General features: G+C 63.2%; 12 protein-coding genes. 2 read left to right on the forward strand and 10 right to left on the reverse strand.

Annotated elements, in window-relative coordinates:
- Positions 1-165 precede the first annotated feature (165 nt).
- From purH to BTW08_RS19125, 9 genes are all read right to left on the reverse strand, one after another.
- Positions 166-1,782 carry a bifunctional phosphoribosylaminoimidazolecarboxamide formyltransferase/IMP cyclohydrolase gene (purH, locus tag BTW08_RS08600; RefSeq protein ID WP_075562116.1) on the reverse strand — a complete coding sequence of 539 codons (1,617 nt, stop codon included), beginning with the start codon at positions 1,780-1,782 and terminating at the stop codon, positions 166-168.
- A gap of 91 nt (positions 1,783-1,873) precedes the next feature.
- On the reverse strand, positions 1,874-2,119 hold the full coding sequence (gene fis, locus BTW08_RS08605; protein WP_083627770.1) for a DNA-binding transcriptional regulator Fis: 246 nt from the start codon (positions 2,117-2,119) through the stop codon (positions 1,874-1,876).
- Between the two features lie 59 nt (positions 2,120-2,178).
- Positions 2,179-3,213: a tRNA dihydrouridine synthase DusB gene (dusB, locus tag BTW08_RS08610; protein ID WP_075562150.1), complete on the reverse strand. Its 1,035-nt coding sequence runs from the start codon at positions 3,211-3,213 to the stop codon at positions 2,179-2,181.
- Positions 3,214-3,423: 210 nt separating this feature from the next.
- Positions 3,424-4,332, reverse strand: coding sequence for a 50S ribosomal protein L11 methyltransferase (gene prmA / locus BTW08_RS08615; RefSeq protein WP_075562118.1), 909 nt, complete (start codon positions 4,330-4,332; stop codon positions 3,424-3,426).
- 113 nt (positions 4,333-4,445) lie between these two features.
- Positions 4,446-5,789, reverse strand: coding sequence for an acetyl-CoA carboxylase biotin carboxylase subunit (accC, locus tag BTW08_RS08620; protein WP_075562119.1), 1,344 nt, complete (start codon positions 5,787-5,789; stop codon positions 4,446-4,448).
- A gap of 21 nt (positions 5,790-5,810) precedes the next feature.
- Positions 5,811-6,281: an acetyl-CoA carboxylase biotin carboxyl carrier protein gene (gene accB, locus BTW08_RS08625; protein WP_075562120.1), complete on the reverse strand. Its 471-nt coding sequence runs from the start codon at positions 6,279-6,281 to the stop codon at positions 5,811-5,813.
- Between the two features lie 180 nt (positions 6,282-6,461).
- Complete coding sequence (aroQ, locus tag BTW08_RS08630; protein ID WP_075562121.1) at positions 6,462-6,905, reverse strand: type II 3-dehydroquinate dehydratase; 444 nt, start codon at positions 6,903-6,905, stop codon at positions 6,462-6,464.
- Between the two features lie 173 nt (positions 6,906-7,078).
- Positions 7,079-9,229, reverse strand: coding sequence for a protein-disulfide reductase DsbD (gene dsbD / locus BTW08_RS08635; protein WP_246837679.1), 2,151 nt, complete (start codon positions 9,227-9,229; stop codon positions 7,079-7,081).
- A complete protein-coding gene (locus BTW08_RS19125; protein WP_168170647.1) occupies positions 9,226-9,363 on the reverse strand; it encodes a hypothetical protein in 138 nt (45 codons plus the stop codon). Before BTW08_RS19125 ends, dsbD begins: the two co-directional genes overlap by 4 nt.
- Before the next feature lie 309 nt (positions 9,364-9,672).
- Between BTW08_RS19125 and BTW08_RS19350 the strand changes: the two genes are divergently transcribed.
- Positions 9,673-10,902 (forward strand): DUF2333 family protein, encoded by a 1,230-nt coding sequence (locus BTW08_RS19350; RefSeq protein WP_075562122.1) that lies wholly within the window; start codon positions 9,673-9,675, stop codon positions 10,900-10,902.
- 105 nt (positions 10,903-11,007) lie between these two features.
- Here the strand turns inward: BTW08_RS19350 and ppa are convergent, their stop codons facing one another.
- On the reverse strand, positions 11,008-11,550 hold the full coding sequence (ppa, locus tag BTW08_RS08645; protein ID WP_075562123.1) for an inorganic diphosphatase: 543 nt from the start codon (positions 11,548-11,550) through the stop codon (positions 11,008-11,010).
- Positions 11,551-11,742: 192 nt separating this feature from the next.
- On the opposite strand from ppa, the gene BTW08_RS08650 reads away from it, so the two are divergent.
- Positions 11,743-13,461, forward strand: a complete 1,719-nt coding sequence (locus tag BTW08_RS08650) for a bifunctional protein-serine/threonine kinase/phosphatase (RefSeq protein WP_075562124.1) — start codon at positions 11,743-11,745, stop codon at positions 13,459-13,461.
- Positions 13,462-13,506 lie beyond the last annotated feature (45 nt).

The following is a 13,506-nucleotide window of genomic DNA, read 5'->3' on the forward strand; positions in this document are numbered from 1 at the left end:
CTACGAGCTACGAGCTACGAGCTACGAGCTACGAGCTACGAGCTACGAGCTTCGAGCTTCGAACGAACAGCGCCAGCGACAATGTCGCTGGCGCTGTTCGTTTCACGGTGATGCTTTTTCGGCTCGCGGCTCGCGGCTCGCGGCTCGCGGCTCGCGGCTCGCGGCTCAGTGGCGGAAGTGACGCATCCCGGTAAAGACCATCGCAATGCCCGCCTCGTTGGCCGCGGCGATCACTTCCTCATCGCGCATCGAGCCGCCGGGCTGAATGACGGCGGTGATACCCGCCGCGGCGGCGTTGTCCAGGCCGTCGCGAAAGGGGAAGAAGGCGTCCGAGGCCATCACCGAGCCGATCACTTCCAGACCGGCCTGCTCGGCCTTGATCGCGGCGATACGCGCGGAATTGATTCGGCTCATCTGACCCGCGCCGACGCCGACTGTCTGACGATTCTTGGCATAGACAATGGCGTTGGACTTGACGAACTTGGCGACTTTCCAGGCGAAGACGAGATCGTGCAGCTCCTGCTCGCTCGGCGCGCGCTGGGTGACGACCTTGAGGTCCTCGGCGTCGATCATGCCGGTATCGCGGCTCTGTACCAGCAGGCCGCCGTTGACGCGCTTGTAGTCCCAGCCGTCCGCGGTCTTCACGGGTAATTCGCCGCACTCCAGCAGGCGTACGTTGGTCTTGCTGGCGACTGCTTCGCGTGCTTCGGCAGAGATGCGCGGGGCGATGATCACCTCGACGAACTGACGGGCGACGATCGCGCTGGCGGTTTCGCCATCCAGCTCGCGGTTGAAGGCGATGATACCGCCGAAGGCGGATTCGCTATCGGTCGCGAAGGCCAGGTCATAGGCTTGACGGATGCCGCCCTCGGCCTCCGGCACTACCGCGACGCCACACGGGTTGGCATGCTTGACGATGACGCACGCCGGCTTGGTGAAGGACTTGACGCACTCCAGCGCCGCATCGGTATCGGCCACGTTGTTGAACGACAATGCCTTGCCCTGCAACTGCTCGGCCGTCGCAATGCTCGCTTCCGGCTTGCCGGGTTCGGCCGTGCCTGATTCAACGTAGAACGCGGCTTTCTGGTGCGGGTTCTCGCCGTAGCGCATGCCCTGTTTCTTGGTGAACTGCAGCGACAGGGTACGGGGGAAGTGGGGTTCGCCGTTGCCGACACGCTGGCCGAAGTAGTTGGCGATGGCCGCGTCGTACGCGGCGGTATGTTCGAACGCCTTGATCGCCAGGTCGAAGCGGGTCTTGTGACTGACGCCCCCGTCGTGACTGTCCATATCCATCAGGATGCGCGAGTAGTCGTCGGCGCTGACCACGATCGTGGTGTGCTCATGATTCTTGGCGCACGAACGCACCATCGTCGGGCCGCCGATGTCGATGTTCTCGACTGCGTCCTCGAGGGTGCAGTCGGGCCTGGCCACCGTCTGTTCGAAGGGATAGAGATTGACCACCACCATGTCGATCGGGTCGATACCGTGCTCCGCCATGACCGCATCGTCCTGACCGCGACGCCCCAGGATGCCGCCATGAATCTTGGGATGCAGCGTCTTGACGCGCCCATCCATGATCTCCGGGAAACCGGTGTGAGCGGAAACTTCGGTCACGGCGATATCGTTTTCCTGGAGCAGACGATAGGTGCCACCGGTCGATAGCAGGTCGACGCCGCGCGATACCAGTTCGCGGGCGAAATCGACCACGCCGTTCTTGTCGGACACGCTGAGCAGGGCGCGGCGCACGGCCCGAGGGGCGCTAGAAGCAGGGTTTTGAGACATGCCAGTCCACTCTTTTTTACGGCGAGACAATTTACGTTCAGGCGGGCTTCGCCAACGCGAAGCCAAGGAGGTTTCAGGCCAGTTCGTATCGTTAGATCAGATCGTACTGTTTGAGCTTCTTGCGAAGCGTGCCGCGATTCAGTCCCAGCAGCTCGGCGGCGCGGGTCTGATTGCCGTCGACGTTGCGCATCACGACGTCGAGAAGCGGCGCTTCGACTTCCGCCAGCACCATGGTGTAGAGATTCGAGACCGACTCTCCCTCCAGATGGGAGAAGTAACGCTCCATGACCCGCTCGACGCACTCTCTGAGCGTGGTATGAGACAGCGCATCGGGCATTTGAAGTGGCTCGACCTCGGTGGGCGATTCTCCCTCGAGGGCTAAAGGCTGCCGGCTATTCATGCTGCGTGGATTCCGTTATCGATCGCGACGGCGTCACCGCGAAAGAGTTCATGGAGAAACTCGAACTGTTGACTGGCCTGCTCCAGGCGATTGAAGCGGGCCCGGCGTTCGCGACCGGGGTCGTGCGACGCCAGATACCAGCCGATATGCTTGCGTGCGACTCGAACACCCAGATACTCGCCGTAATGCTCGTGCAGAGCGCGCAGGTGCCAGCCCATGGTATCGACGAACTCTTCGGTCGTGGGCGGGGCATGCTCACGCCCGGTTGCGAGGTAGTGTTCGATCTCGCGGAACAGCCAGGGATTGCCCTGGGCGCCGCGTCCGATCATTACCGCATCGGCGCCCGTGTAGGCGAGAACGTCGGCGGCGCGCTGAGGCGTCGTGACATCGCCGTTGGCGAAGACCGGGATCGACACCTGCTGCTTGATCGCGGCGATGGTGTCGTACTCCGCCTCGCCGGTGTAGCGCTGCTCGCGGGTTCGGCCATGAACCGCCAACGCCGCGATCCCGGCGTTCTCGGCAAGCTTCGCTACCCGCTCGGCGTTGCGGCTGTCGGCGCACCAGCCGGTCCGAATCTTCAAGGTGACCGGGATCTCGACGGCCGCGACCACGGCCTCCAGAATGTCCGCCACCAGGCGCTCGTCCCGCAGCAGCGCCGATCCTGCCGCCTTGTTGCAGACCTTTTTGGCCGGGCAGCCCATGTTGATGTCGATGATCTCGGCGCCGGACTCGGCGTTGAGTCTCGCTGCCTCGGCGAGCATCTCTGGATCGCCGCCGGCGATCTGCACCGATCGTGGCCCCGGTTCGCCACGGTGGATCATGCGCTGACGAGACTTGCGGGTGTGCCACAGGCGACTGTCGGCGGTGACCATCTCCGAGACCACCAGACCTGCGCCCAGCTCGCGACACAGCTGGCGAAAGGGGCGGTCGGTCACCCCGGCCATGGGGGCCAGAATCACGCGATTGGGTAGCGTGTGCCGGCCGATGCGGGGTAACGGGCGATCGGTCTGCGATGACACGGAATCACGCATCGTTACAGGGCTCAGGCGAAACGGGGAAGCCATGATACCGATCACGCCGACTTTGTTGAAGCGCTGTTTGCCGACGCACGACCTAAGCCGTAGCGGAGCGATCCAGTGCATGAAACACGTTCAGGTGCAGGCCATATGTCATGAATGCCGGCACGAAACGGTGTCAGCGTGATCGGATCCAGGATCACGCCGATCCGCGGCTCCAAACGATTACCGTTGCTGGCCGGGCCGACGACCGGTCAGCAGCATCCAACCCTCTTTTTCCTTGGGTTCGTCCATGATCAGGCCCTGGGCCCGGTAAGCCTCCAGCACCGATTCGGTCTGGGCCTCGAGAATGCCGGAGAGTGCCAGCAACCCATCGGGGCGTACCCGCGCGGCGATCGTGGCGGCCATCTCGATCAGCGGCCCGGCGAGGATATTGGCGACGACCACTTCGAACTGGCCCTGGCCGATTCTCTCCGGATAATCGAGGACCAGGCTCGACTCGTCGATCTGATTGCGCTCGGCGTTGTCGCGGCTGGCCTGCAACGCCTGGGGGTCGATATCGACACCCACGGCGATCTCGGCGCCGAGCTTGAGCGCGGCGATGGCGAGGATGCCGGAGCCGCAGCCGTAATCCAGAATCTGGCGCTGGGCGAGATCCTGGGCGTCGAGCCAGCCCAGGCAGAGTGCGGTGGTGGGGTGGGTGCCGGTACCGAACGCCAGACCGGGGTCGAGCAGCAGATTGACGGCATCGGGATCGGGGGCTTCGTGCCAGCTGGGAACGATCCACAGCCGTTCGCCCATTCGCAGCGGTTCGAAACCATCCATCCACTCGCGCTCCCAGTCGCGATCGGCGAGCAGTTCGTACTCGATCTGCGGCGCCGGTTCGTCGGGAGACTGCTCGGCCCAGGCGCGCTGAACGCGCTCGATCATCGCCTCGACGCCGGCGAGGTCATCGTAGAGCCCGGTCAGCACGGTCTCGCGCCATAGCGGCGTGGTGCCGCGATCAGGCTCGAAGACCGGCTCGTCGTGGGCGTCCTGCAGAGTGATGGCGCTGGCGCCCTCGGCCAACAGCAGCTCTTCCAGCCATTCGGCCTGTTCGGGCGGGATGGATGCCTTGAGTTGTAGCCAGGCCATTGGGGCTCTCTCGTGTCAGTGGGTAAAAGGAATACAACGCGACGGGGCGGTCTATTACAGCACTGAATGCGCAGAATAGACCGCCCCGTCTCGACCGGCTCGATATCCGGGAATCAGCTCAAACCGAGCTTCTTCTCCAGGTAGTGGATATTGACGCCACCGCGCTGGAAGGCGCTGTCACGGACCAGATCCTTTTGCAGATCGATATTGGTCTTGATGCCTTCGACCAGCAGCTCGTCGAGCGCATTGCGCATCCGCACCAGGGCGATTTCGCGGTCCGCGCCCCAGGTGATCAGCTTGCCGATCAAGGAGTCGTAGTGCGGGGGAACGCTGTAACCGGTGTAGATGTGCGAGTCCATGCGCACGCCGAGCCCGCCCGGCGCATGATAGAGGTCGATCTTGCCGGGTGAGGGCATGAACGTGCGAGCGTCTTCGGCGTTGATACGGCACTCGAAGGCGTGGCCGCGGAGCACGACATCTTCCTGGCGAATCGACAGCGGCTGACCGCAGGCGATGCGCAGCTGCTCCTTGACGATGTCGACACCGGTGACCATTTCGGTCACGGGATGCTCGACCTGCACGCGCGTGTTCATCTCGATGAAGAAGAACTCGCCGTCCTCGTACAGGAACTCGAAGGTGCCGGCGCCACGATAGTTGATTTCGATGCAGGCGTCGGTGCAGGACTTGAGCACCTTGGCGCGCGCCTCGGGATCGATATGCGGTGCCGGCGCTTCCTCGAGCACCTTCTGATGGCGGCGCTGCAGCGAGCAGTCACGATCGTAGAGATGAATCGCGTTGCCCTGACCGTCGGCCAGCACCTGGATCTCCACATGGCGCGGGTTCTCGAGGAACTTCTCCATGTAGACGGTGCCGTCGCCGAAGGCCGCTGCGGCCTCGGAGCGCGTGATGCTGGCCGCCTTGGCGACTTCGTCATCATTGCGGACGACGCGCATCCCACGACCACCGCCGCCGGAGGCAGCCTTGATGATCACCGGGTAGCCGATACGCCCGGCGATACGCCGAATCTCGGCATCATCTTCCGGCAGCGGGCCATCGGAGCCGGGCACCGTGGGTACGCCGGCTGCCTTCATGGCGTTGATTGCACTGACCTTGTCGCCCATCAGGCGGATGGTTTCCGCTCGCGGCCCGACGAAGGTGAAGCCGGAACGTTCGACCTGCTCGGCGAAATTGGCGTTCTCGGAAAGAAAGCCGTAACCGGGATGAATGGCGCTGGAATCCGTCACTTCCGCCGCGCTGATCAGGGCGGGAATGTTCAGATAGGATTTGGCCGAAGCCGCAGGGCCGATACATACGGCCTCGTCGGCCAGGCGCACGTGCATCAGTTCCCGGTCGGCCTTGGAATGAACCGCCACGGTCTTGATCCCGAGCTCCTTGCAGGCGCGCAGAATGCGAAGTGCGATCTCGCCACGGTTGGCGATGAGTACCTTGTCCAACATGATGGTTTCGCTCGTGTGGTCTTAGTTGATGATGATCATCGGCTGGTCGAACTCGACCGGCTCGCCATCCTCGACCAGAATCGCTTCGATCACGCCATCCTTGTCGGCTTCGATCTGGTTCATCATCTTCATCGCTTCGACGATACACACGGTATCGCCTTTCTTGATGCTCTGACCGACCTCGACGAATGCCTTGGAACCCGGCGCCGGCGAACGATAGAAGGTGCCGACCATCGGCGAAGTCACCGCATGACCGGCAGGCTGCACGGGGCCCGGCTCGGCGGGATCGGGGGCTTGAGTCTGCTGCGGCGCGCCGTAGTTCGGGCCGGCCTGCGCCATGGATTGCGGCATCATCATCGGCTGCTGGGCGGCACCGAATCCAGCCGGGTGACGGCTGATGCGGACGGACTCTTCACCTTCCTGAATCTCGATCTCGCTGATGTTCGACTCTTCCAGCAGTTCGATGAGCTTCTTGACCTTGCGTATATCCATGGCGATGTCTCGGCTTGATTGAATGTGAATAAAGGCACCACTCTCGACATGCGAACTCTGAACGGGCCAGCGCAATGCGATGAGTATCAGTGCTGTAACTATCAGTGCTGTGACTATCAGTTCTGCGAGTGACAGGACCGGGTTGACAATGCTGCACGCCCGTCGGCGAAAGGACGTGGATCAGCGTGAATCCAACTGCTTGAACGCGGCATCCAGCGCCAGCACATAGCTGTCGGCGCCGAACCCCGCGATAACGCCACGGGCGACGTCGGTGAAATAAGAGTGCGCACGAAATGGCTCGCGAGCATGCACATTGGACAGGTGCAGTTCGATGAACGGGATATTGACCCCGGTCAGCGCATCGCGCAGCGCCACGCTGGTATGCGTGAAGGCGGCCGGGTTGAGCAGGATGAAATCGACGTTCTCCTGCCGTGCCCGATGCACGCGTTCGACCAGTTCGTGCTCCGCGTTGGACTGCAGCCATTCCAGCTGATGGCCGGCGTCGAGGGCGCGCTCGGTCAGCCGAATCCGGATGTCCTCGAGGGTGGTCGTGCCATACACCTCCGGCTCGCGGGTACCGAGCAGATTCAGGTTGGGACCGTTGAGAACCAGCAGTCTAGCCATGACCGTCCTTACGCTGTTAACCCGTTCTTGGAACGCCGAGATCGCGTCACTTTGCTGCAAGATAGCGTCTTCGGCCCACCGTTTTCATGATGTCGAAGTTTGCCGAAAAATATTGAGGGTGTCCACCCTGACTATCGAACGTTGTTCGTTAACGCGACCTGTAGATCGCCACCCTATGAATCGCGAGATGACCGACCCGGCGCTGACACAGTCGCTTTGGCTTCGCTTAGCTGCGCCACTGCGTCGAGATGCTGGATGAGTGCGCGGGCGTCCACTTCGCCTTGAACTCGGGCACGTGGCAACTCCTTTCCGTGAGCGAAAAACAGCAATCCCGGCGGGCCGAACAGGTCGTAATGCTCGAGCAGCCGGCGGCTGGCAGGTGCGTCCCGAGTCACGTCGGCTCGAATCAGCGTGAACCCTGCCAGACGCTGGGCGACGGCTGGCCGAGGAAAGACATCGCGTTCCATGACCTTGCACGAGATGCACCAGTCGGCGCTGACGTCGACCATGGTGGGGCGCCCGGCTCGGTCCGCCGCCGCCAGGGCGGCCTCGAGCTGGTCAAGGTTGCTGACGGTCTCGAAGCGCGGCGCCGCGTCCGGCGACGATGTGGATACGGCGGCCGGCAATGGCCTCAAGGGGTCGCTGCCGCCCTGAGCCGCGCCCCATACCATCGCCACGCCCCACACCAGCAGCACCCACCCCGCCGTCTGACGTATCAGCGACCCGCCGCGGAATCTGCCCGCGGGCGCGGCATCGGGCGCCGAAAAGGATCGTGGCGCGGCATCGGGCGCTGAACTGGACCCTAGCGCGGCATCGGGCGCCGAAAAGAATCGTGGCGCTGGGCGAGGTCGCAGCGGACCCAGCGCCAGCGCGCAGCCCAATGTCAGCATGCCCCACAGCAACAATGCGACCGGCCCCGGCACGATGCGTTCGACCAGCCAGATCGCCACGCCCAGCAGCATCACCCCGAACAGCGCCTTGACGCCAGTCATCCAGCCGCCGGCGCGCGGCAGCCACTGGGCGCCGAACGTACCCGCCGCGACCAGTGGCGCACCCATGCCCAGCCCGAGCGCAAGCAGCGCCATGGCGCCACCCAGGGCGTCTCCGGTCGTCGAGATGAAAACCAGTGCGCCGGCCAGCGGCGCTGATACGCAGGGCGAGACCACCAGCACCGACAGCGCTCCCGCCGAGGCCAAGCCCAGCGGGCCACTGCGCTGTAGTCGGGATTGCCAGGCATCGACGCGCTGGTTGAGGCCATTGGGCAGGCGTAGATCGAAAAGGCCGAACATGGCTGCGGCGAACAGCGCAAACAGCAGCGCGAGCGGGGCCAGTACCCAGGCCGACTGCAGTCGCGCCTGCAGGTTGAGCGAGGCGCCGAACAGACCCATCAGCGTTCCGAGGAGCATGAAGGTCACCGCCATGCCCGTGACGTAGCTCAGCGACAGCGTCAGTGCCCGTCGCCGCCGGGCATTCTGGCCGACGATGATCGAGGTCAGGATTGGCAGCATCGGCAGCACGCAGGGCGTGAACGTCAGCCCCAGGCCGGCGAGAAAGAAGAGCCCCAGCGTGCTCAGATCGATGCCGGCGCGAAGCAGTGACTGAAACTCCCCGTCGGCGCTGGCTGAAGAGAGCGGTTCGACGTCACCCGCCGATGTCATCGAGGGGCTTGTCTTCGAGGCGCTCGGCATCGTCTCGACCGCCTCGGCAGCCGGGTTGGAGAGCGCCTGACTCGTCTCCCGTGTCGAGAAGGGGTCGTTGGCCGCGTCTGCTTTCGACGTGCCGATCGGCGACGCCATGGCTTCACTGCTGGCATCACGATAGGCGGCGGGCGCAGGCCCCGGTCTGGCGGTCAGCCTCCAGTGCTCCGGCGGATAGCACAGACCCGCGTCGGCACAGCCCTGGAAGGATAGCGTGATCGAAATCGGCTGGTTCGGATTCCGCTGTTCCTGCCCGGTCAGCGGCGCGCTGATCTCGACCTGATCGTAGAAGACATGAACATCGCCCAGATATTGATCGTGTTTGAACTGACCGGAGGGGACTTCGAGGGGGCCGAGCGTGATCTCCGACTGATCACTCTCGAGCGCCAGGCGCTGACGGTAGAGGTAGTAGCCGGGTTGGTTGCGGATGCCGATGTAAACGCGCTTGGAATCATGCCAGGCGTAGGCGTGAAAGACCTCGTCGACCGGCAGGAATTCGGCGGCGTTTTCGCTCCGAAACGGAGAGTCGCCAGCGGCGGCAAACACGTCCTCGGCTCGGGCAGGGCCGAGCGCTGCCATCAGGCAGCAACCAAGCGTCAGAATCAACGAGTATAAACGCGACTTCAAAACAGAGATTTCCCGGCGACGATGAAAATACGGATCTGCGGTTGACTGACATTCGCTCTCATGACGACGACCTTGATGCCGCCGCCGTGGCAACGGCCCACTGCTATGAACCTGGAGCCGGGAAAAAGTGCCATGGACGATTCCGTTAGCCCCCTGCAGGGCTACGGCATGCGACGTCACGGCTCGCCACATTGGAGCGGACGGCGAAACGGTGAAAGGCCGAGCTGCAAAAGCCGGCGCTGTGAAGCTCGTCGCTGCGAAACACCGGGCGGCTAAATAAAGCCTTGCAGCGAGAGAGGGTACAGCGAAAGGCGGACTGCGTGTGGCGGCGAGCATGATAGGATAGGCTCATCGTTTTCCCAACTTTGCTTCCTTCGACTCAGGTTCTCTTGACGGGTTACCCACGTCGGCATTCGCAACCTCAGCAATGACAAGGATCGTCCATGGCTCTGTTTCGCAAGAAGGCGCCGCTATCGCGCACCGAGGTCCTCGAAACCCCCCAGTACGGCTGGATCTGGAAGCCACTGGTGGCGCTGGTCGTCATCTATTTGCTGGCCTGTATCGTGCTGGGCATCTGGTGGAGCTGGACGCCGTCGCCGACCGACCCTAAACAGGCGGTCGAGCAGCAGCGGGGTTTCCCGCAGAGCGTGGATACTCGCGGTGGCGATGAGCCGCAGTCGCCGGCGCCCGGCGAAACGCTGCTGGCCAGCAATATCGCGATCATCGATACGCTGCTCGACAAATCGGGCGGATATCTACGTAACGATGTCATGCCGCCTGGGCTGTGGCTCGACAACATGCCCAATTGGGAAAAGGGCGTGACCCAGCAGGTCCGTGATGCGGTAGCGTCACTGGGTTCGGCGCTGGATGTCGGCAGTGCTCCGCTGGGAGAGGCCAACGACGAGCTTTCCGGCGATCTCGACAGTTGGCGCTGGCCGGCTTCAGAAAATGTGCTGCGGTCCGCCCGCAACAATCTCGGCGAGGCCTTCACGGCGCTGGAAAACGCCTCCGGACAGCACGGGGCGAATCAGGGCGCATCGAATCAGGCAACGTCAGGTCAGGGGTCGTCGGATCAGGGCGCATCGGATCAGGGTACGTCGGATCAGGGCGCATCGGATCAGGGTACGTCGGATCAGCGCGCGTCGGATCAGGGTACGTCGGATCAGCGCGCGTCGGGTCAGGATTCGTCGGATCAGGGGGGATCAGGTCAGGATTCATCGGGTCAGGGGGCCGTTGCCGATACGGCATCACCGGACGCGCCCGATGCCTCCGCCCTGCGCGAGTGGCTGGCGCAGGTGGAGAAGCGTCTGCAGACGCAGACCCAACAGCTTGCCGCCAATGTCGGTCAGTCGCCCAGCGGCGATCAGCAGAACGACAGCACGCCCTGGCTGCGGATCGACGACGTGTTCTTCGAAGCGAGAGGGACGACGTGGGCGCTGGCCCAGCTGATGCGGGCGGCCAGGGTCGACTACGCCGATGCGATCGAGGACAGCGGTGCCGGCGGTGATTTCGACCAGTTGATCGCGGAGCTGGAAAGCTCGCAGGGGCGGGTCTGGAGTCCGGTGATTCTGAACGGGTCGGGCTTCGGGCTGTTCGCCAACCACTCATTGATGATGGCGAACTATACGGTGCGGGCATCGCAGCTCGTCGAGAAGATTCGCAACCAGCTCTGATCGTTCCGCGGGCGTCAGACTCCAACTCGGACGACGTCACAACGCCAAACGCCGCCCCGGCTTGTCACCGGGGCGGCGTTTTTACGTGATGCAGCGAGTGATGCTCTACGCTTCGGCGTCATCGTTCTCGTAAGCGGCAACGGCTTTCTCGATCGCCCGACGGGCTGCCTCGGCGCCATCCCACGAGTCGATCTTGACCCATTTGCCTTTCTCGAGATCCTTGTAGTTCTCGAAGAAATGGGCGATCTGCTGACGCAGCAGTTCGGGCAGATCGGTGACCTCGTGCACGTCGTCGTAGAGTGCGGACAGTTTTTCATGGGGAACGCAGACCAGCTTGGCATCTTCGCCCGCTTCGTCCGACATGTTGAGCACGCCGACTGGCCGCGCACGAATCACGCAACCCGGCTGCACCGGGTAGGGAGTCACGACCAGCGCATCCAGCGGATCGCCGTCGTCGGCCAGCGTATTCGGAATGAAACCGTAGTTGGCCGGGTAGAACATCGGCGTGGCCATGAAGCGGTCGACCACCAGCGCGTCCATCTCCTTGTCGATCTCATACTTGATTGGCGCGTGGTTGGCGGGGATTTCGATCGCCACGTACACGTCGTTGGGGAGATCCTTCCCGGCGGGAATCTTGTCGAAACTCATTGTTGAGTCCTTGCGGTTTGCAGGTTGAACGCCAGCGGGCGAAAATCCGGAGAATTATACGAACAGGCTAGTCCGATTACCAATCCGGACGCCGGCCCGATTCCCCGACGACGCCTCGGCATCGACGCCGTCGGGGCTGTGTCCGAGATTGCCTGATGACTCGCCGTTCGTCGATCCATGGGGAGAAAGTCCTTGTCGAAAAGCTCGCTGTCATTGACCTATGGTCAAGCCTTCGTCGCGCCGGATCTACACCGTCATCGCAGTTCGATGTCGGTGCAGATTCCCCAGGGCGAGCAACTGATCTCCAAGGGGGGCTGCGCGCTGATCAGCGACTCCACCTGGCGCAATTCGATCGCCAAGCAGGCCGGCGATCTCAGCGTGCGGGGCTTTTTGGCCGACTACTACTCGACGCCCGACCACTGGGACGTCAAGACGTCGGCGACCCGCGTACTGCGGGCCCTGAACAGTTGGTGCCACAGCCAGAGCGGCTACATCGAAGGGGGCAGTTACATCTGTTCGCTGTCGGCGATGATCTTTCATCAGCACGACGCGCATCTCTTCCATATGGGCGATACCCTGGTCTACCGCATCCGGGGCGCGGAGTTCGAGCAGCTGACGCGGGACCACGTTACCGATCTGGGCGGTTATCGCTACCCCTCGCGGGCGCTGGGAATGGATGGGCACGTCGATATCGACTACTCCAGCTTCGCGCTCAAGCAGGGCGACCTGTTCCTGTTCATGACCCAGGCCGTTCGTGGCACGCTGGTGCCGTCCGAGTACGTGCAGCTGATTCGTGCCGATGTCAGCGATCTCGACGCCGCCTGCGAACGGCTGGCGGAGGCGGCCAATCAACGCGCCATCGAGCGGGGCTACAACGCCAACCAGTTCTGCTTCCAGCTGGTGCGGGTAGACCGCCTCTCAGAAGACGAGACCGACGAGCAGCCCCGCGTCTTCCATCACCTGCCGGTGCCGCCGGAACTCGCCAAGGGCGAGCGCTTCGATGGTCTGGAGGTCGTGAACATATTGTCGCGCACCGCCAAGGCGCGGCTCTATCACGTGCGCGATATTCGCAGCGGTCGCGACATGGTGATGAAGGCGCCGAGCCCGGAACTGTCGACGCGCAACGTCTATCTCGAGCATTTCAGTCTGCAGCAGTGGGTGGTCGAGCGTGTCAACTCGCCGTTCGTGGTCAAGGTGATGGAGCCGGCGCGGACACGCCGTTATCTCTACTACCTGATGAGCTACGTCGATGGCGAGACGTTGACCGAGTGGCTCGGGAAACATCCGCAAGCGAGCCTGGAACAGCGCCTCGAGATCGCGCGTCAGCTGGTCAAGGCGGTACAGGCGCTGCACCGTCACGATGTGCTGCATCAGCATATCCATCCCGACAATATCCTGATCGACCGGCATGGCAGTCTGCTGCTGACGAATTTCGGTGCCTGTCACAAGCGTGAGGGCGACGGTCAGGGCGAAGCCCGCGAGCTGGCGCGGCAGATCGGGCTGACCGAACACAGCGCACCGGAGTATGCGCTGGATACCGAAGTCGGCCGCCGCAGCGATCAGTACTCGTTGGCCTCGACGATCTACTGGATGCTTACCGGTCATCTGCCTTATACCCTGCTGCCGAACCACCTGCGCAGCCATACCGACCTGGAGCAGATGACCTATCGCCGTGCGCAACTCAGCAACTCGGCGATCAGCAGCGATCTCGACGATGCTTTCAGACGCTCGCTCGATCCTCTACGGGCGCTGCGATTTCGGCGTATCTCCGAGTTTGCCTATCATCTGCGTCCGGCGCCCAAGCACGAGGACGAGAGCCCCCGCCCCCCATGGCGAGAGCCGGCTAGCGTGTGGCAGGCGATCGCCACCGTGCTGCTTTTCCTGCTGATTCTGTCGTGGTGGCTGAAGTAGCGCTTCGGCAGCCGGGGATCCCGAAACGAGGAGGGCTGACATGGG

This window comes from Salinicola sp. MH3R3-1, from assembly GCF_001937155.1.
Lineage (GTDB): Bacteria > Pseudomonadota > Gammaproteobacteria > Pseudomonadales > Halomonadaceae > Salinicola > Salinicola halophyticus.